17 protein-coding genes and 1 other annotated feature are annotated in these 19,646 nt (G+C 56.9%); of the genes, 6 read left to right on the forward strand and 11 right to left on the reverse strand.

Features of this window, described 5'->3' with window-relative positions; genetic code table 11:
* Window positions 1-116 precede the first annotated feature (116 nt).
* On the reverse strand, window positions 117-1,250 hold the full coding sequence (locus WDS16_RS20905; RefSeq protein WP_338887363.1) for an MFS transporter: 1,134 nt from the start codon (window positions 1,248-1,250) through the stop codon (window positions 117-119).
* Here WDS16_RS20905 and WDS16_RS20910 point away from each other — a divergent pair.
* Window positions 1,164-2,311, forward strand: a protein-coding gene (locus tag WDS16_RS20910) for an IS3 family transposase (RefSeq protein ID WP_422395690.1) whose coding sequence is annotated in 2 segments (ribosomal slippage) — window positions 1,164-1,431 and window positions 1,431-2,311 — 1,149 coding nt in all. Because the reading frame shifts where the segments join, the coding sequence is not laid out codon by codon here. The genes WDS16_RS20905 and WDS16_RS20910 overlap by 87 nt on opposite strands.
* 19 nt (window positions 2,312-2,330) lie before the next feature.
* Here WDS16_RS20910 and WDS16_RS20915 read toward each other — a convergent pair.
* Window positions 2,331-2,786 (reverse strand): MFS transporter, encoded by a 456-nt coding sequence (locus WDS16_RS20915; protein WP_338887367.1) that lies wholly within the window; start codon window positions 2,784-2,786, stop codon window positions 2,331-2,333.
* Between the two features lie 1,077 nt (window positions 2,787-3,863).
* Here WDS16_RS20915 and WDS16_RS20920 point away from each other — a divergent pair.
* On the forward strand, window positions 3,864-4,157 hold the full coding sequence (locus tag WDS16_RS20920) for a hypothetical protein (protein WP_338887369.1): 294 nt from the start codon (window positions 3,864-3,866) through the stop codon (window positions 4,155-4,157).
* A gap of 956 nt (window positions 4,158-5,113) precedes the next feature.
* Here WDS16_RS20920 and WDS16_RS20925 read toward each other — a convergent pair.
* Window positions 5,114-6,511 (reverse strand): IS1380 family transposase, encoded by a 1,398-nt coding sequence (locus WDS16_RS20925; RefSeq protein ID WP_338887371.1) that lies wholly within the window; start codon window positions 6,509-6,511, stop codon window positions 5,114-5,116.
* Window positions 6,512-6,756: 245 nt separating this feature from the next.
* Here WDS16_RS20925 and WDS16_RS20930 point away from each other — a divergent pair, with 245 nt between their 5' ends.
* Window positions 6,757-7,821: an IS630 family transposase gene (locus WDS16_RS20930; RefSeq protein ID WP_338885902.1), complete on the forward strand. Its 1,065-nt coding sequence runs from the start codon at window positions 6,757-6,759 to the stop codon at window positions 7,819-7,821.
* A 10-nt stretch (window positions 7,822-7,831) separates the two neighbouring features.
* On the opposite strand, the gene WDS16_RS20935 is transcribed toward WDS16_RS20930, so the two are convergent.
* The 3 genes from WDS16_RS20935 to WDS16_RS20945 form a co-directional block, all read right to left on the reverse strand.
* The gene (locus WDS16_RS20935; RefSeq protein ID WP_338887373.1) at window positions 7,832-8,194 is read right to left on the reverse strand and encodes a DUF4288 domain-containing protein; all 363 of its coding nucleotides are present in this window, start codon (window positions 8,192-8,194) and stop codon (window positions 7,832-7,834) included.
* A 201-nt stretch (window positions 8,195-8,395) separates the two neighbouring features.
* Window positions 8,396-9,370: a GGDEF domain-containing protein gene (locus tag WDS16_RS20940; protein WP_338887375.1), complete on the reverse strand. Its 975-nt coding sequence runs from the start codon at window positions 9,368-9,370 to the stop codon at window positions 8,396-8,398.
* A 204-nt stretch (window positions 9,371-9,574) separates the two neighbouring features.
* Window positions 9,575-10,126, reverse strand: a complete 552-nt coding sequence (locus WDS16_RS20945) for a hypothetical protein (protein WP_338887377.1) — start codon at window positions 10,124-10,126, stop codon at window positions 9,575-9,577.
* Between the two features lie 159 nt (window positions 10,127-10,285).
* Here WDS16_RS20945 and WDS16_RS20950 point away from each other — a divergent pair, with 159 nt between their 5' ends.
* Together WDS16_RS20950 and WDS16_RS20955 are read left to right on the forward strand one after the other, a co-directional pair.
* A complete protein-coding gene (locus WDS16_RS20950) occupies window positions 10,286-12,421 on the forward strand; it encodes an ATP-dependent nuclease (protein ID WP_338887379.1) in 2,136 nt (711 codons plus the stop codon).
* Entirely contained in the window at window positions 12,421-14,202 is a 1,782-nt protein-coding gene (locus WDS16_RS20955) for an ATP-dependent helicase (RefSeq protein ID WP_338887381.1), read from the forward strand. Before WDS16_RS20950 ends, WDS16_RS20955 begins: the two co-directional genes overlap by 1 nt.
* Window positions 14,203-14,439: 237 nt before the next feature.
* On the opposite strand, the gene WDS16_RS20960 is transcribed toward WDS16_RS20955, so the two are convergent.
* The 3 genes from WDS16_RS20960 to WDS16_RS20970 form a co-directional block, all read right to left on the reverse strand.
* A complete protein-coding gene (locus WDS16_RS20960) occupies window positions 14,440-14,616 on the reverse strand; it encodes a hypothetical protein (RefSeq protein WP_338887383.1) in 177 nt (58 codons plus the stop codon).
* On the reverse strand, window positions 14,609-14,797 hold the full coding sequence (locus WDS16_RS20965; protein WP_338887385.1) for a hypothetical protein: 189 nt from the start codon (window positions 14,795-14,797) through the stop codon (window positions 14,609-14,611). The genes WDS16_RS20960 and WDS16_RS20965 overlap by 8 nt, the downstream gene beginning before the upstream one ends.
* A 293-nt stretch (window positions 14,798-15,090) precedes the next feature.
* Window positions 15,091-16,238, reverse strand: a protein-coding gene (locus tag WDS16_RS20970) for an IS3 family transposase (RefSeq protein WP_422395690.1) whose coding sequence is annotated in 2 segments (ribosomal slippage) — window positions 15,091-15,971 and window positions 15,971-16,238 — 1,149 coding nt in all. Because the reading frame shifts where the segments join, the coding sequence is not laid out codon by codon here.
* A 295-nt stretch (window positions 16,239-16,533) separates the two neighbouring features.
* On the opposite strand from WDS16_RS20970, the gene WDS16_RS20975 reads away from it, so the two are divergent.
* Window positions 16,534-17,681, forward strand: a protein-coding gene (locus WDS16_RS20975; RefSeq protein WP_422395690.1) for an IS3 family transposase whose coding sequence is annotated in 2 segments (ribosomal slippage) — window positions 16,534-16,801 and window positions 16,801-17,681 — 1,149 coding nt in all. Because the reading frame shifts where the segments join, the coding sequence is not laid out codon by codon here.
* Between the two features lie 38 nt (window positions 17,682-17,719).
* Here the strand turns inward: WDS16_RS20975 and WDS16_RS20980 are convergent.
* Both WDS16_RS20980 and WDS16_RS20985 read right to left on the reverse strand, forming a co-directional pair.
* Entirely contained in the window at window positions 17,720-18,205 is a 486-nt protein-coding gene (locus WDS16_RS20980; protein ID WP_338887387.1) for an ATP-dependent endonuclease, read from the reverse strand.
* A gap of 54 nt (window positions 18,206-18,259) precedes the next feature.
* Window positions 18,260-19,509, reverse strand: a protein-coding gene (locus WDS16_RS20985; protein WP_338887388.1) for an IS3 family transposase whose coding sequence is annotated in 2 segments (ribosomal slippage) — window positions 18,260-19,221 and window positions 19,221-19,509 — 1,251 coding nt in all. Because the reading frame shifts where the segments join, the coding sequence is not laid out codon by codon here.
* Window positions 19,094-19,222: a sequence feature (AL1L pseudoknot), on the reverse strand. It overlaps the preceding gene by 129 nt.
* Window positions 19,510-19,646: the final 137 nt, after the last annotated feature.

Here is a 19,646-nt window from a genome sequence, read left to right on the forward strand (position 1 = left end):
CTCGCAGACCATATCGCTCGAGCGGGAGTAGGTCGATCTCGGACTGCTTCAACTCGTACGTCGAGGACAGGCCGCGAGCGCCGCGCCAACTACGACGCCCTGCGCACGCTCAGGACTCACCCTGCAACACCTTCGACTTGATCGGATTCAGTGGCGAACGAACCGACACGGTCGTTAGTAGTAGAAACGGCGACTGCGCCCGCTACAGCTGCAACTGCAGCAAAAGCTATCCACAAATTGCCAAACAGATTGAGCGCGTCGACCGGAGTCGCGTCGGTCAGTACTGCGATCGCAATAGCAACACCCACGACGCCGCCGACCTGGCGGGTCGCATTGTTGACTCCGCTAGCAACTGCATACTCAGCCGAGGGAATTGTCGACACGGACATGCTCCCGAGAGCAGGCCAGACCATTCCGAATCCTGCACCGCACACGATTGCTGCCGGAAGCCACGACCCCGCATAGTTCGGTTGCGCATCTACCAACAGGTAGTACAGCCAGGTTCCGATCGCCGCGAATATCGCGCCTGGCAACAAGACTGCCCGTGATCCGAACTTGTCATAGATACGCCCGGCCGGTCCGGCAACCACCACTGCCGCAGCCGGCGGGGCAGACACAGCGAGTCCGGCGGCGAGCACCGAGTAACCCCACACCTCGGTGAGAAAGAGGACGTTGGCGAGGATAGTCCCAAAATACGAGACAGCGAAGAGGGTCGTTGCGATGTTGCCCACTGCAAATGACCGGTGCCGGAACAAGCTCGGTTCGATGATAGGTGATGGATGTGATCGACTTCTGATGTACACCCAGACGCCGAAGACCACAGCGAGATCGAAAGTAACGAAGGTTTTCCAAGAGAACACTTCCCACTCTGGAGCTTTGGTCACTGCCAATGCAAGTAGTCCGACTGATATTGCGGCGAAGACTGCGCCCAGGACATCGGGGATCTTCTGTGAGGCACCATCCTCCGCGCCGTCCTCCTTAACCCAGAAGACAATTGCTCCCAGCGCAAGAATTCCGACGGGGATGTTGACCAAGAAAACAAGCCGCCAGTCCATGAGGTCCACAAGCAGGCCACCAAGCGCCTGGCGTGTCCCCGGTGAACGGGGCCATCTCGTTTTAGAGTCTTGTTGCCCCTGAAGTGGGCGGATAGGACGATGGAGAACATGGCTGGACGGAAGCGCAACTCTGCCGAGGACATCGTGCGCAAACTGCGCCGTGCCGATGAGCTGACCGCTGCAGGCAAGACGCAAGAGGAGATCGCGGCGGAGCTCGAGGTGTCGGCGGCGACGTTGTACAACTGGCGGCGTCAGTACGGCGGGATGGACACCGATGCCGCGAAGGAACTCAAGGAGCTGCGCGAGCAGAACGGCAAGCTCAAACGCCTGCTCGCCGAGGCCGAGCTGGAGAAGGACGCACTGCGGGAGGTAGCGAAGGGAAAATTCTGAGCCCAGCCGCCAAGCGCCGCGCCGTCGACATGCTCGTCAACACCATGAGTCTGTCGAAACGTCTGGCGTGCAAAGCTGTTGGGCTTGCCCGCTCCACCTACGCACGAACACCGATCGCCGACACACCCGCGGATCCCGACGCGGCCCTGAGGGCGTCGCTGCGGACATACGCAGGCTCGCATCCACTGCACGGCTTCCGTCGCGCCTGGGCGCATCTGAGGCACGACCAGGGCATGTCGGTGAACAAGAAGAAGGTGCACCGGCTCTGGAAGGAGGAGGGTCTGCAGGTTCGGATCTATCATCCCCGCAAACGCGCCGGCATCAGCTCCTGCCCGCAGATCGAAGCCGATGCGCCGAAAGTGGTGTGGGCTATGGATTTTCAGTTCGACTCCACGGTGGATGGGAAAGCGATCAAGATCGCGTCGATGATCGACGAACACACCCGGCAGTCCCTGTTGAACATCGTGGAGCGCTCGATCACCGCGCAACGACTGACCGACGAGCTCGACAAGACGTTCGCGCTGTGGGACGGACCGCCGATGGTCCTGAGAATGGACAACGGTCCGGAGTTCATTTCGCATGTGCTGCAACAGTTCTGTCGCGACCGTGTCGGTATCTCCTACATCCCGCCGGGGACGCCGTGGAACAACGGACACATCGAATCGTTCAACAACCGACTACGGAAGGAGTGCCTGAACCGCAATCACTGGACGAGCCTTCTCGAAGCGAGGGTGGTGATCGAGGACTTCAAAGACGACCACAACCATCGACACCGGCACTCATCACTCGGCTACCTCACGCCGTCCGAGTACGCTGCCCAATGCACCCACAACCACCAACCGGTCGAGGGTTGCGAGATCGACTGAAATCAATCACACCGTGGCTCTAGAACACGGTGGCCCGACTATCGGGGACCTGCCACGCCGGTCCAACGCCCGCAGCAAAGGCCGCGGTGCCCCCGAAGATGGCTACCGCACTGCCCATCCGCGCCCGCGGAAATGCCGAAATCAGCAGTGCTTGAGCGCAAGGAACCATTGCCGCTGCGCCGAGGGCCTGTAATCCGCGTGCAGCTGTAAGGACATCAACGGACGGAGCCGCGGCACACGCACCCGAACCAATGGTGAATAGTGCCATACCGAGCAGCAAAACCCTCTTACGTCCCCATCTGTCGGCTATTCGGCCGCTGGGAACGAGGAAGGCAGCGAATACAATGTTGTACGCGTTGAGGATCCAGGAAAGGTCTGCACTGGTCGAACTCGGGAAGTGATCTCTGACGTCGGGGAATGCGACGTTGACAATCGTTGCATCAAGAAAGGCCATGAATGCGGCGATCGCAGTCACCACTATCAATTTGGAGCGATAACTTTTCCTGGCTGGTGCAGAAGTGGACATCGGACTCCTCGTTCCATTCTTGGGTATAGACGGCTTTCGTTGTCCAGAGCAGAGCTATAGCCGCGCCCGCCGTCACACTGGCGTCGAAGACGAAATGAACTGCGTTGCTATTGCAACACCGAGCGATGGTCACCAAGCTAGCGCGACATCCGCAACGTTGCAATAGCAACGTCTAACAGTGCCGTACGTCACAGCACTTCAGACGTGCCATACACACCCGGGGGCGGTCGAGTACCAACATCGACCCGCTCTCGGAGTCGCAGTCGCATCATGCCCTCGCACGCGCAACCCCCAATGCCCACCGGTTGCCCGTGGAGCCCTGAAGGGGGCCAACACTGCCATCTCTAGTAGTTGCAATCGCACAGCACCCTCTCAATGTTCGAAGCAGTCCGACAAGGCGGGTTGCTCATCGACCGTGTCGACGACATGTCGAACGTGCGAAGGTGGATCGGCACAAAAGAACGCTGACCAACCATGCGTGCGGCCAGGTTTGGAGAACGAAGATCTGACCGCGGCAAGTTCAAGGCAATCGAATTATTCGACAAAGACGAGACGGATGCACCCACATTCTTTTGGAGTTTCCGCACCCCAATCAGGCGGATACCCGTGTGTTCGACCAAATTGTCTCTATCGAACGACACACTGCGGTTCCGTTACCGACTCCAGTCCCGTTATTCTCACCGCGATTCGTCATAGCGCCGAGTTGTCAACTGCAGAACGCTCGAAACGCCCTTAACGGCAACGCATTCGACTCACCGTGCTTGATAGTAGGCGTGGCGCTCCTGCGCTCGATCGCGCTATGGTTCCAGTTGACACGAACCGACAGTTCGGTTCTGTCGGCCTACAAAAGCGAGAGGAACGGGGAGCATCATGCTGAACATGGCCGTTCGATCGATATGGTCCCAGGCAATTTCACCATCCGGTGATCAATCTGATGGTTATCGACGCTGATGCGAGCGAGGTGCCGCAGGACTCGTGTACGCCTCACACAGAGTGAGTACCGCAGTCCAGATATAGGAGCAACGGATGCTGCTTGGTTCTACTGATGACAAGCGAAAGAGCCTCGGTCTGCGACTAGAGGTTCTGAAAGCCGTCGAGCACGCACTGCACGATCTCTCAACTGTGTTCGGACATCTCAATGCTGCCCGTGATCGCAGGGATGCACGCGGGCGGCTGGTTGCTGCGTTTTCCTGGTCAGCAGAGCAAGCCGATGCCGTCCTCGCGCTGCAGTTCGAACGAGTTAATCTCGAATCCCGGAACCGAATCACCCAAGAAATCAACGCTGTTCAGGCGGCATTGAACGATTGGCCGAGCACCTGAGGGAGTCCGTTCACCGCTCGGAAATCTACTTGCCCGCGCGGATTGGCTCCAGAGCGTGCTCGCCCAGGCTGGCCGACCGAAACACATTCGACAACAGAGGAGTGCAAGTGAACCGCAGATTGATTTACACAGCAGCCGCAGGAGCGTTGGCGGTGTCCTTTTCCATCGCAGTAGCCACCCCGTCGTCGGCCGCAACCTTCGAAGCCGGAGACGTTTCGTTTTCTGTCACACAGGACGGGACAACGGTTTCCGTCGAATACACCAACAACGCGGGCGTCGATCTCGACTGCTTTTCAGGAGGGTTCGCTTTCGTCGACGGTCAAGCACCACCTGTCACAAACTTGCCGGGATTCTCGTTTCAGTCCGAAGCCGCAGTGCGCGTGTCACCCGGTACCGGGACAACGACCTTCGAAGGTGTTGAGCCCGGGGACTATGCACTGGTGGCCCGATGTGACGTCGTTGACGCTGAGACTCTGACTGCGTGGGCATCCTCTCTTCCTGATCAAGACGCGTTCCCTCCGTTCCCAGGGATCTTCATGAAGCCGCAGCTGCCGTCCGTGTCCATAAGCTCATAGGGCGAAATAGCGGTTGACAGCGAGGTGATCCCTGAGGACACCATTTGGCGGCAAGCGCATTCCAGGCGGTTCGAATCCGCCGTTTGGTCCGAGCAGATATATGCGTATCGCATACACTCTTGCGATGAGAGTGAACTTGGAAGCAGCGATCAACGCGTGGCACACCAGTGTGAATGCGGGCGATCTTGCACAGTCCGCCGAAGCAGTCGGGGATCCCATTGTCGTTCTTGGTCCTTAGCCTCGATCCATGGACGGAGATAGTGGGTGTCGGTCGGTGGAGGATGATCGGTCTGTGGTGTTCCATGGGGCTGCGTGAACCGCTGGTCTGCCCAGCTTTTCCACGATTGTCGGTCCTCGGGTCGGTGTGGCGGGTTGATGAAGTCACGCGAGTGTGGGTGGCCTGGACCCGATGATGCTGCGCCACAGTTGAAGCCATGCATCGAGCCAAGGCCAACGCCGGGGTAGATGCAGCGTTGGTGTGCGTTGAGGCCTGACGAAGCGAGCAGGGATGTTGACGATCTTGCGACGCAGAGTCACACCTCGAGCCCTCGTGAACGTGCCGCCAGCGACAGTCCCGGACGCCCGGAGCAGGTTGTGGGCGATCGCCGCGCACAGCACCCACGCGGAGTTCGCGCCGAACGATCCCGACGGCATGTGCGCCAGAGGGCCGTCGATCAGGTCGGAGAACACGGTCTCGATGATCGCGTGCGCCCGGTGGGTGACATCTGCGGTGGTGGTTGGCAGGGTGGTGTTGGTGAAAAATGGGTGATACCGCCAGATCGGGAAGAGTGCGTCACGATAGCGGGCGTCCTTGACTCGCCGGACGATCAGTCGTGCGGTGACGGGGTGTGCGGTGGAAGAGAAAGCGGTGAAGGTGGTTTCGGCGACTTCGGCGTCGGAGATCCAGCCACCGGTGTCGGGGTCGCGGACTGCTCCTGGGTACCGCACAGGCGTCCACGCATGATCGGCGATGGAGTCGATGGCCTGCTGGACGAGCCGGTTCTTGATCAGCACGAACGAGAACTCGACACCGGCGTTGATACAGGTCCGGACGACGCGGTTGTTGCCGTAGGCGGAGTCGCCACGGACCATGATCTTCCCGGTAGCGCCGGCCATCCGAGCGGTTGCGATGGCTTGCGCGATCATCCGCGGCGCACCGGTACCGGACCCGGTCTTCCCTGCTCGCAGCCTCATACCGGTGATGACCGGTGCCGAGTCGGCGGTGCTGATGACCGTGGCGAGCGGTGAGAGTCCTTTGCGGAGGATCTGTTTTCCGGCGATCTTGCTGTGACCGTAGGAGGCGCCTTGTTTGGCGTGCCCGTAGACCGGGCGCAGGAGTGAGTCGATGTCGATGAACGCCCGATCCGCGATCCCGGGCAGAATATTCGTGCGGTCGGCGAGAGCGATGACATGTGCACGAAGGACTGATTCGAGCTGCCGGTTGTGACCGAAAGTGAACTCGCGCAACAACGTTCCTACAGTTGACGGTGCGTAGACGGATCCGAAGAGATGTTTCATGCCTCCGGATCGGAGGAGGTCGATGTCGTCGATACTGTCGGCACCCGCGCACATCGCGGCGATCAGTGTGGTCAGCTTCGGTGCGAGGTTCGCTGCACCCGACGAGACCTTGGTTGTTGTGATCGCGATCCTCTCCGCGAGTAGATCGGTCAGCCCGGTCTGGTCCGCGAGAGCCATCACAGGCACCAGGCCTGCACACGACACGAGATGGTCGTCGTCGAATCTCGCGGAATCAGGATGGAAGGTGTGGGATGATCGCACTGGAAGTGTCCTACTCGAGCGGTCCGATTTGTTGTGTGAGAACTCAAATCTTTCCAGCTCGGAGGGCACTTTCTTCAGTTCGACACCCCACTACCTTCCAGTTCTATCGGTGGATCGAGGCTTAGAATTCACCGACCCGCTTTCGGGCGAAGTTCGTCGGTTCGACTCCCAACGGACCCTCGAGCGGTGGCGCTAGTGTCGCGTGTTTGAATTGGTTTGACAGTGTCGGGATGCGAAAATGAGGGATGCGAATCGCACCTCTCGGGTTGATCGACGGCGACAGGGACAAGCTCGAAGCGATCTTGCGGGCACCGACCGCGCCTGCAGGGTTGGCGTTGCGGGCGAGGATCGTGTTGCTCGCCGCCGATGGGGTGTCGAATTCGGAGATCGCACGCAGGTGCGGCGTTTCGCGTCCGACGGTGATCACCTGGCGTGGACGGTACGGCGAACGAGGCATCGACGGCCTGTCGGACCTGCATCGATCGGGCCGGCCGCGGACGCTCGATCACTCGGCGATCGTGACAGCGACGTTGATGCCGCCACCGAAGAAACTCGGTGTCACACATTGGAGTTCGAGGTTGCTAGCCGACCATCTCGGGATAAGTTTCTACGCTGTAGCCAACGCTTGGCGTGAGTACGGTGTGCAGCCGTGGCGGGCGGAGACGTTCAAATATTCCACCGACCCGGAGCTCGTCGCCAAGGTCCACGATGTCGTCGGTCTGTACCTCGATCCACCCGAGAACGCGATCGTATTGTCACTGGACGAAAAGTCCCAGATCCAGGCCCTCGACCGCACCCAACCGATGCTCCCGATGCAGCCCGGTTCGGTCGAGAGGCACACCCACGACTACAAACGACATGGCACCACAACACTGTTCGCAGCACTCGATATCGCCACCGGCAAGGTCACCGCCTCCTGCAAACCGCGCCACCGCAGTACCGAATACCTGGCGTTCCTCAAACAGGTCGCACGGGCCTACCCCAGCCAGGAGCTGCACCTGATCGCCGACAATTACGCCACCCACAAGACCCCCGAAGTCAAAGCCTGGCTAGCCGAGAACCCCCGCATCGCAGTCCATTTCACTCCGACATCAGCGTCGTGGCTCAATCTCGTCGAAGTGTGGTTCGGGGTCATCCAACGTCAAGCACTCGGCCGCGGCGTCTTCACCTCCGTCACCGATCTGACATCGAAAATCCGTGCGTTCATCAACGGCTGGAACACCCGCGCCACACCATTCGTCTGGACCAAAACCCCGGAGGAAATCCTCAAGAAAGCGACCCGTAAAACGACTTCAAACACGAGCCACTAGCGAAAGTCGATTACGCGGAGTCCAAAGGATCGCGCCCGCCGAGCAGCATCTCGAGGTCGGTGTAGGTCTCCAAAGACGCAAAGTGACGCGAATAGAGTTCCACAGTGTCGCGGGTCGGATCGCGGTCGCCGGTCGGGTCGTGCAACGTTCGAGCCACATCTACAACATGCACCAACCGAACATAGGACTGATCTCCGGCAATGCCCGCGGGATATTCTATTTCCCGCGCCCACTCCTCGAGCTTTGATCTCGCGGTCACTTCGTCGACGGCATAAACCAGGCAAAAATCCTCTCGATAGAACTTACCGATTCCGTCGGTTTTTCCGAGCTCGAATACTGCAATTCCGAAGTAAGTGTTGTCGACATCGGCCATGGCCGCGAGGCTACCAGGCACTGTACACATGGCTACCGCTGTCCGAGTGCGACATTCGACGACACACCTGTCGATCGAAATCACAACGTCGACGAAAGCAGCGATCGAGCGACTGGGTCTTGCAATATGGTCACCTAGTGTTTGCTGCAACTTCTGCGAAACGCATCGAAGACTGCGCGTAAGTTAAGTCGACCACGGAACTCAACCGGAAGAGCGCGACGCACGTTTGGCGACCAACAGTTCCAGGTCCGCGCGCGCAAGAACGGTGTCGACAGTGTCGCCGTGTTGACTGAAGGCAATTCCGGACGACCAGGAACTCGTCGTAGCGGCGTGAAGTCGGTCGACGATCGCACGTGCACCACGCTCGTCGATACCTGGCAACACAATGACGAATTCGTCGCCGCCGATCCGGGCGACCACATCAGTAGATCGGACATTGGCGCGCACCTCGGCGACGAGTTGAGCCAATACCTGATCGCCGACGTGGTGACCGTGCTGATCGTTGACTTGTTTGAAGTGATCCAAGTCGACTATGACCAATGCAAGCGACACCGCGGTCTTTTCGAAATCACGCAATTGTTTGGCGATTATCCGACGAAACCCGATGCGGTTGAGCGCACCTGTGAGGGGATCCGTTTCGACCTGTCGCTGTAGCCGCCGATGCAAGTAGCTCGCAGCCTCGAGACAGAACAGAGACGCGAGCATCAAATTGATCCACGTCACCACGAGCGCGCTGGACGGGTTGAACGCGAGTGCTACTCCCGATGCCGTGATGGCAACGCCCGTGGCAGTTCTCGCAATCAGCCGGCTGAAGCACCACCCCAGGTAGCACGCAAGCATGGGGTAGAAGATCAGATTGTTGATCGCGACGATGCCTTGCGTGGAGACAGCCATCTGCACGGCCGTGACCGCTATGAACAAGTAACAACCCACGAGGGCGCACACCGGCGGGAACCTGCTACCCAACATGGCCGGGATCGACACAGCTACAGCAGCAACGCCTGTCCACAACCACGTCCACGCACTGCCGAGTACGCCTGGGTTCGACGTGACGGCGTCGAGGACGCCGCTGGCAGCGACAACCGCCGCCGCCAGTGACGTGACATTGGCGAAGGGTGGATTGGACCACAGCCGGGTCTTCAGCTTGCTCACCGGACCCCGGTGTCTCTGCGCCATGACGAACATTCTCGACGTCCGACTGCGAACTCGCTCGCTGACCGCGTTGAATCGCTGAACCTCGGATAGATACGAACAAGCCCGGCCTACCCTTGCGGGCAGACCGGGCTTGGACAACGCACTTCTGGCGGAGGTAAGTGCATGGCATTCAAACCTGTCGGCGGAAACGCGTCGGATGCTGGATAAATGGCCTGAACTGCAGGTTTAAGCTGCTGAGCCTTGCCGGTCGCTTTGCTCCATTGCGTCCAGTTCGGCCGAGACGGTGTCACGACCAGCGTCAAAGGCCGCGAGCAACGGTCTCTGCGCCAACGAGAGAGTGATACGCCACGCAGGGATGCGGCCGCCTGAGCTGTTGTACAGGTAGTCGGTCTTGCCTGGGATCATGAGGATGTGGTCGTCTTCCACCGGGATGCGGTAGGCGACGTATCCGTGATCGGTGATCAGTGCGAATGGATAGCCACCCTCGAAGGCGTAGATGTCTGACCCGTCAGCTTGCGGGGTTTGTCGCATCGTGGAGGGTGCAGTGCGCTGGTGTTCGCGAAACGGAAGACTCGATGCTTCGACAGTCGGATCGACGGTGGGAACAGGCGTCGGTAGTAGCTGGTCGAGGTCGCCCGACTCTTGCATCTCACGAGCGATGGCGATGTTTGCCCGGGCGATGGTGCGGAGACTGCGCTCCGCTTGTGCTAGTTGGCCTTCTTTGCGGTGTTGTTCTAGGTGCTCTTCATTGGGTATTTGATATTTGGGGTTGTTCATAGTATGCCTCCGTTTTATGCATGTTCCGTTTGTAGAACACTCGCTATCATTGTAAAATCAGAGAAACGCTAATTAGAACCACAGTAGCCGTGATAACATGCGATTCAACTAGACAATTCCAAATCAATCGCAAGTCAACTTCTTATAACCGGAGACCAAATGCACATATCGAAACTCAGCCTCGTAAACTACAGAAACTTCGCCAACGCCAATCTAACGTTTAATGCTGGGATTAATACAGTTCTCGGCGAGAATGGGTCGGGCAAAAGTAATGCGTTTCGCGCTATACGACTCCTGCTAGATGCAAACATGTTGCCATCAGCCTACCGAATCAACGATGACGACTTTCATCGCGGTCTAGCGGATTGGCGAGGCCACTGGATAATCATCAGCCTCGAATTTGAAGAAGTCTCAGCCGATGAGTCGATTCAGGCCTTATTCGTCCACGGCGCAGGAAACCTCGGTACTACACCTATCGAGCTGGCCACATACAACTTAATCTACCGACCAAAAAAAGAAATCCGCATCAAGCTATCTGAAGTGTCCGACGGTGACATACTGGCCATGCAAGCCATTCGTAAGAGCATCACAAGTGAGGATTACGAAACAGTCTTCACTGGTCGGAGTGCGGCAAACTTCAGTGACCCTCAAGTATACAGAGATATTGTGGGCGATTTTGATCTCGCCGAATTTCCCGGTGAGATCGATACCGACCTAGTGGGCGTTCAATTGCCGAAGCAGTTGTCGGTAGCACGAGAAATATCTTTCACGCATATACAAGCACTTCGCGATGTTGTCTCCGATTTTCAGAACAACCGAACCAACCCCCTAAAGACTCTCCTCAAGCACAAAAGTGGAGAAATCGACCCAACCGATTTCAAATCAATCACCGATAAGGTGAACGCATTAAATGAGGAGATCGAAAAGTGGCCGGATGTCGGTGAAGTTCGTGACGATGTACAGAACATGATCCTGGACACAGTGGGTGTTGCGTACTCACCCTCGTCGTTATCAATATCATCGGAACTTCCCGGTGATGCCGATCGGCTGTTTCAATCACTGAAGCTGTTCGTCGGTGAGCACGGGGAGGAACATGAAGGTGCAGTTCACGACCTCAGCTTAGGTGCTGCGAATCTCATATACCTAACGCTGAAGCTACTTGAGTTCAAGTACCAGAAAGCTAACCAATCCGTCGCAAATTTTTTACTGGTTGAAGAACCTGAGGCGCATATTCACACCCACATCCAACGGACTTTGTTTGACCGTCTCAACTATCCCGATACGCAAGTGATTTACTCGACCCACTCAACGCAGATATCAGATGTGAGCAATATTCGTAGCATGAACATTCTCGGCCGCGAGGGGAAAGCGTGCGAGGCATACCAACCTGCAAACGGACTGGAGACAAAGCAGGTGCGAAACCTCCAGCGCTACTTAGACGCGATACGCAGCAACCTATTGTTTGCGAAAAGCGTCATACTCGTAGAGGGGGACGCAGAAGAGATTTTGATTCCAGTCTTGATTAGAAATGTACTTGGCATAAGCCTCGACGAGCTTGGCGTGAGCTTGATTAATATTCGAAGCACTGGCTTCGAGAACGTAGCATCACTCTTCGATGACAAGCGCGTACGCAAGAATTGCTCAATCATTACCGATAAAGATGCAGCAATACTGGACACTACTTCCAATCCGAGCGATGACGCGCCAACTAAAAAGTACAAACTGAAAGTTGCAGCTTCTCATAAGAGTGGAGAGAAACGGCATGCGGCAATGGAAGCGTTTACTTCTGGAAATCAGTGGATTAAAGCTTTCTACGCAGACCACACATTCGAAGTCGACCTTGTAAAGGCGGGGAACGCAGACCTTGTGAAGAAGCTGGTCAATGACGTATACGACGACCCGACTACGATTACGCTTGCGAAGTCTGAACTAGGAAGTGCTGACGTAGCGAAGTATGGCCGACGCATACTACGGATGGCTACTAATGCCAAGAAAGGATGGTTTGCGATCTTACTTGGGGGACAAGTCGACAAGGACGCGAAAATCCCTACATATATTCTCGAAGCACTGCAGTTTGCCCATCCGCAGTTCTCAACGCAAACCCTGTACAACATCTTGAAATACCGACTTGGGCTCGCACTGATTAACGGTACGTGCACTGCCGTAGATGGCAAAACCTATAAAACTCATCTAGAATCGTTTCATAGCGGGGAAACTGATTTTGAGGAGATAAAGGAACACACGGCGACGTTCTTGAGCAACGATGTAATCAATGACCTGCTCGGAGTTTACTGATGCCACTAATATGGGAGTCCGGTGCACTGACAGACGAACAAGCTTTAGCAATAGAGACGCCCGGTAACGTGTTCCTGGTCGCTTGCCCGGGTAGCGGGAAGACTAGAACCCTTGCTTACAAGGTTGCTAGCGAATTGAGCGATTTGGATTCGCACAAGAAGTTCGTCGTAGCTATTACGTACACCAATAAGGCTGCGAACGAGATTGAAGATCGGATTGCAACACTAGGTGTAGACACTGAGCAACTTTGGATCGGTACCATTCATTCATTTTGTCTTGAGTGGATAATCAAGCCTTACAGTGTGTATCACCCAGACCTCGTCGCTGGCTTCAGCGTAATAAACTCTTATGAGTCTGAAGAGATCCTCAAGAGGCTATGCGTCGGCAGGGGATTAACTACTTATGACTGTAACTTCTATTACACTGGAGCAGGTTATGAGCTCGCATGCCTTGACTCCAAAAAGCACTCTAAGATAGACGCTGTTCTAGCGGAGTACTTCGATGAGCTTAAGTCGACGAATCAACTAGACTTTGAATCAATCTTGAAATACGCGCATGAATTAATGCAGGATAATCCTTCAATTGCGAAGATCTTGAGCAACATTTTTGAGTTTATAGCAGTTGATGAGTATCAAGACACAAGGTTAATACAGTACGAGATCCTAGCCGCAGTCATAAGCGCCGGGAAGGACACGCCCCGTTCCTTCATCGTGGGCGATCCGAACCAAGAGATATTTTCGTCTCTTGGCGGTTACGCAATGGACGTCGTAGAGTTGAGTACTCTCACACAAAAACCTTATACACCACTCAAGTTGAGTAGGAATTTTAGATCGTCTGAAAAGATCGTAGCTTACTTTGAAAACTTCAATACGAACAGCACGACCATCGTAGCTGCATCGCCCGAGAAAGACTATGCCAGCGAGATTACCCTCAATCAAACTGTTCAAGTCGATGACCTGGCCGCCGAGATTGCTAGATTAGTAAATCATAGCGTCAAAGATCTAGGAATCGACCAAAGCGAGATCTGCATACTCGCCCCTTGGTGGATACACTTGGCCTCGATGACTCGAACGCTGGTTCAAAACCTACCAGAGTATGAATTTGATGGACCTGGCCTTGTGCCATTTGACCGGGACCGAGATAACTTTTGGTACAAGGTCGCCAAACTTGCACTCACTCACGCGTCTCCAGAGATGTACGTGCGCAGGCTCAGATGGGCAAACGAGGTACTTCTAGACCTTAATGCGTGCGGTGCAGACACTTCCAACCTAGACGGGCGTGATTACCTACGCGCATCAAACTCGCTTGCCATCAACGAAGAAAACGGCATCGCTTACCTCCGCGAATACTTCAAGTCCATTATGGAGCTACTGAACATCGACTACAGCCTGTTCGTAACGCTCACAAATCAATATGAAGCATTCTTCGCGAGCTCGGAAGCTAGAGTGACTCGACTAGTTAACGAGGGTAACGCTTACGTGCAAGATGTAAAAGCGTTCCGTCGAGTGTTTCGAGACCGAACAGGCATCACAGTTTCGACAATTCACGGAGTTAAGGGAGGGGAGTTTGATACGGTCATAGCTTATGGATTGCTCCATGATATCGTCCCGCACTTCGCTGATCCGAGACCCGTGGATAGCGCGAGCAAGCTTTTGTATGTCTTAAGCTCACGGGCGCGAAAGAACTTGCATCTCATTGCCGAGCGTAGATCTAATCGATTTGGTCTATATAAAACGTCATTACCTCTAAGAGATGTCAATTACCTCTACGACAGGAACTAATCGGAGCCACCACTCAGATCAATGTTTAATTGACGCCAATTTCTAAAACACCAAGCGAGATTTGAACCCCTCTGACCTCTGGAAAACAAAAGTGCGCCGAGTTGGACTTAAAAAGTTCAAACTCGACGCACATCTGTTATTTGAAAATGATTTTCACTTGGCGGAGGTAAGTGCATGGCATTCAAACCTGTCGACTCAGACGCGTCGGATGCTGGATAAGTGGTCTGAAATGCGGCTTTAAGCTGCTGGGCGTTGCCGGTCGCTCAGCTCTGCTGCGGCCTGCTCGGCAGCGACGACCGCACGGGTACCTTCCGCGATGATGATGGCGCGGGCGACAAACCGGAGCGCCCGGTCGTCGAGTTCGTCTGCAAGAAAAGTGGTCGGCTGTGCGTCACAAACCGATCCGCTATCCAAGAGGCGTCCAGACGGGAAATCCGATTTTGTCGGGTTTGTCGGTGACGAACGTGACGCTGAAGACTGCACGCGTGACCCCGACGTACAGACCGCATGCAGATTTGGGTGTGAGGAGTGTCCCTTTGGTGAGGAACGCCTTGATCGGTCCTGTCGGGAAGATGAGCACACGTTCGTGAGTCAAACCCTTTGACACTCCGAAGTTAGCTGCTTCATGTCCTCCCGGAATAGCGGTGGCGATTGTCTGCCGTAGCGCTGCAGGGCGGTACGTCTCTACATACGCATCGACATGCTCCGGGGCGATGGCGAATACGCCATCGTGCTCGGAGCTGCGAGTTTGTCTCGAAACAGTGGGCGGGAAACCAAGTGCAGAGTCAAAAATGGTGTCCGCAAAAGTGGCAATTTCTTGGACGCAGCGCCAGTGGCAGGTCCCCGATAGTCGGGCCACCGTGTTCTAGAGCCACGGTGTGATTGATTTCAGTCGATCTCGCAACCCTCGACCGGTTGGTGGTTGTGGGTGCATTGGGCAGCGTACTCGGACGGCGTGAGGTAGCCGAGTGATGAGTGCCGGTGTCGATGGTTGTGGTCGTCTTTGAAGTCCTCGATCACCACCCTCGCTTCGAGAAGGCTCGTCCAGTGATTGCGGTTCAGGCACTCCTTCCGTAGTCGGTTGTTGAACGATTCGATGTGTCCGTTGTTCCACGGCGTCCCCGGCGGGATGTAGGAGATACCGACACGGTCGCGACAGAACTGTTGCAGCACATGCGAAATGAACTCCGGACCGTTGTCCATTCTCAGGACCATCGGCGGTCCGTCCCACAGCGCGAACGTCTTGTCGAGCTCGTCGGTCAGTCGTTGCGCGGTGATCGAGCGCTCCACGATGTTCAACAGGGACTGCCGGGTGTGTTCGTCGATCATCGACGCGATCTTGATCGCTTTCCCATCCACCGTGGAGTCGAACTGAAAATCCATAGCCCACACCACTTTCGGCGCATCGGCTTCGATCTGCGGGCAGGAGCTGATGCCGGCGCGTTTGCGGGGATGATAGATCCGAACCTGCAGACCCTCCTCCTTCCAGAGCCGGTGCACCTTCTTCTTGTTCACCGACATGCCCTGGTCGTGCCTCAGATGCGCCCAGGCGCGACGGAAGCCGTGCAGTGGATGCGAGCCTGCGTATGTCCGCAGCGACGCCCTCAGGGCCGCGTCGGGATCCGCGGGTGTGTCGGCGATCGGTGTTCGTGCGTAGGTGGAGCGGGCAAGCCCAACAGCTTTGCACGCCAGACGTTTCGACAGACTCATGGTGTTGACGAGCATGTCGACGGCGCGGCGCTTGGCGGCTGGGCTCAGAATTTTCCCTTCGCTACCTCCCGCAGTGCGTCCTTCTCCAGCTCGGCCTCGGCGAGCAGGCGTTTGAGCTTGCCGTTCTGCTCGCGCAGCTCCTTGAGTTCCTTCGCGGCATCGGTGTCCATCCCGCCGTACTGACGCCGCCAGTTGTACAACGTCGCCGCCGACACCTCGAGCTCCGCCGCGATCTCCTCTTGCGTCTTGCCTGCAGCGGTCAGCTCATCGGCACGGCGCAGTTTGCGCACGATGTCCTCGGCAGAGTTGCGCTTCCGTCCAGCCATGTTCTCCATCGTCCTATCCGCCCACTTCAGGGGCAACAAGACTCTAAAACGAGATGGCCCCGTTCACCGGGGACACGCCAGATGCGGTCGACTTCGTCTCATGAACATAGCCACGCTCGCGGTAGCCGGATCAGGTAAGACCCAGTCGATCGTGGATGCGTGTAAGAACGGCCGGAGTGACCGCCGCCGACTCGTACTGACCTACACACTGACTGTGGCGTGTCCCCGGTGAACGGGGCCATCTCGTTTTAGAGTCTTGTTGCCCCTGAAGTGGGCGGATAGGACGATGGAGAACATGGCTGGACGGAAGCGCAACTCTGCCGAGGACATCGTGCGCAAACTGCGCCGTGCCGATGAGCTGACCGCTGCAGGCAAGACGCAAGAGGAGATCGCGGCGGAGCTCGAGGTGTCGGCGGCGACGTTGTACAACTGGCGGCGTCAGTACGGCGGGATGGACACCGATGCCGCGAAGGAACTCAAGGAGCTGCGCGAGCAGAACGGCAAGCTCAAACGCCTGCTCGCCGAGGCCGAGCTGGAGAAGGACGCACTGCGGGAGGTAGCGAAGGGAAAATTCTGAGCCCAGCCGCCAAGCGCCGCGCCGTCGACATGCTCGTCAACACCATGAGTCTGTCGAAACGTCTGGCGTGCAAAGCTGTTGGGCTTGCCCGCTCCACCTACGCACGAACACCGATCGCCGACACACCCGCGGATCCCGACGCGGCCCTGAGGGCGTCGCTGCGGACATACGCAGGCTCGCATCCACTGCACGGCTTCCGTCGCGCCTGGGCGCATCTGAGGCACGACCAGGGCATGTCGGTGAACAAGAAGAAGGTGCACCGGCTCTGGAAGGAGGAGGGTCTGCAGGTTCGGATCTATCATCCCCGCAAACGCGCCGGCATCAGCTCCTGCCCGCAGATCGAAGCCGATGCGCCGAAAGTGGTGTGGGCTATGGATTTTCAGTTCGACTCCACGGTGGATGGGAAAGCGATCAAGATCGCGTCGATGATCGACGAACACACCCGGCAGTCCCTGTTGAACATCGTGGAGCGCTCGATCACCGCGCAACGACTGACCGACGAGCTCGACAAGACGTTCGCGCTGTGGGACGGACCGCCGATGGTCCTGAGAATGGACAACGGTCCGGAGTTCATTTCGCATGTGCTGCAACAGTTCTGTCGCGACCGTGTCGGTATCTCCTACATCCCGCCGGGGACGCCGTGGAACAACGGACACATCGAATCGTTCAACAACCGACTACGGAAGGAGTGCCTGAACCGCAATCACTGGACGAGCCTTCTCGAAGCGAGGGTGGTGATCGAGGACTTCAAAGACGACCACAACCATCGACACCGGCACTCATCACTCGGCTACCTCACGCCGTCCGAGTACGCTGCCCAATGCACCCACAACCACCAACCGGTCGAGGGTTGCGAGATCGACTGAAATCAATCACACCGTGGCTCTAGAACACGGTGGCCCGACTATCGGGGACCTGCCACATCCGCCAAGTACTGAGGGTAGTTGACCGTTAGATCGGACTCTTCGAGTTTGAGCGCCCAATCGGTCTTGTGTGAGGACATCCAGTCCCCGGTGGTTTTGTTATCGTCCGTGATCCCAAATAATGTACGCAATTCTGAATCCACGTTCAGCTTTAGAAACTGTGGTTCGAGAGTCTTGCCGTCAGCCGGATCGCCGATGAACACCTCACGGACATCATCTTCGAGCAAGTCCTTTAACGGTTCACGCCAATGCTCGGGCGACTTCCCGTCGTTGTCACGTATCGCGGCGACCTTGCGTTTGAGCGCAGCAGAGAGTTGCAGGCCACGCTTCAGGGACACACCAGCCATAGAGACAACGTCGACGCCTAGATCCATAGGGATCTTGCCGTTATGTTTCATACGGAAGGCATGCTCGAACAGCATCTCATCGGATGGACCTTCAACCAGCACGACCTTCTCGGCCAGCACAAGCCGCATCGTGTCGTAGCCTGATTGAATCACCCCGGCGTGTCCGGAGACTTTCTAGTTTGAGAACTCCGCGATGCGCTGAGTTCCGTGTTCACCGTAGTAGAGGGCCTCGAGTTCCGCTGGTGGGATGTCTCCGCAATGCTCGTACAGTCTGCGGTGGTTGAACCAGTCCACCCATTCCAACGTGGCGATTTCTACGTGTTCGACCGTTCGCCACGGTCCCTGCGGCTTGATCAGTTCGGTCTTGTACAGGCCGTTTATCGTCTCCGCGAGGGCGTTGTCGTAGCTGTCCCCGGTCGTTCCGATCGAGGCATCGATGCCGGCCTCAGTCAGCCGCTCGGTGAAGGCAATCGAGGTATATTGCGAGCCGCGGTCGTGGTGGTGAATCAGTCCCGACAGGTCTGTGATGCCGTCCCGTCGTCTCGTCCAGATCGCGTGTTCGATCGCATCGAGAACCAGAGGGGTGGTCATCCTGGTCGAAGTCCGCCACCCGAGGATTCGCCGGGAGTAGGCATCGATCACGAACGCCACATACACCCACCCCGACCACGTCGAGACATACGTAAAGTCCGCTACCCACAACACATTTGGTCCGATTGGGTTGAACTTGCGTTGCACCAGATCATCCGCCCGCTGCCCCTGTGGGTCAGCGATGGTGGTGCGCTTCTTCTTGCCACGTCGCGCCCCTTCGAGGCCGAGCATGCTCATCAGTCGTTCAACGGTGCAGCGGGCCACATCGACGTCCTCTCGTCGTAATTGCAGCCAGACTTTGCGTGCGCCGTAGACCGAGTAGTTCTCGTCATGGATCCGGCTGATTTCGACCTTCAGCTGTTCATCACGTACGGCTCGTTTCGATGCTGCACGACTGCGGGCCTCGTAGTAGGTGGACGGCGCGATCGGGCAGCCGTGCTCGGTGAGCACCCTGCAGATCGGCTCGACGCCGTACTCCTGTTTGTTGTTTTCGATGTAGTCGATGATCACTTGTTGTTGCGGTCGAGCTCCGCCGCAAAGAAAACCGACGCCGACTTCAGTATTTCGTTGGCGCGCTTGAGTTCTCGGTTCTCTGCACGGAGCTTCTTCATCTCCGCCGCCATCTCACTGGTCACGCCGGGGCGCTGGCCGGTATCGGTCTGAGCCTTCCGGATCCAGTTGTGCAAGGTCTGCGCGGTCCCGATGCCGAGCTTGCCCGCGACCGACTCGATCGCCGCCCACTCCGAGGTGTGTTCGTGCTGGATTTCGGCGACCATCCGCACCGCACGCTCACGCAACTCCGGCGGGTACCTCTTCTGCGATCCTGACGACATGACTCCATCCTTCCCAAAGAACGAAGTCTCCGGACACGCCGGGGTGATTCAGATAGCCGTTTGAAATACCGCACAGTGTCAGCAGGGAGCATGTCGAAAGTCGCTTTGGTGCCTTGATACAACAGGACGAGTTTGTC

The organism is Rhodococcus sovatensis, assembly GCF_037327425.1.
In the GTDB taxonomy this organism is placed as follows: Bacteria; Actinomycetota; Actinomycetes; order Mycobacteriales; family Mycobacteriaceae; genus Rhodococcoides; species Rhodococcoides sovatense.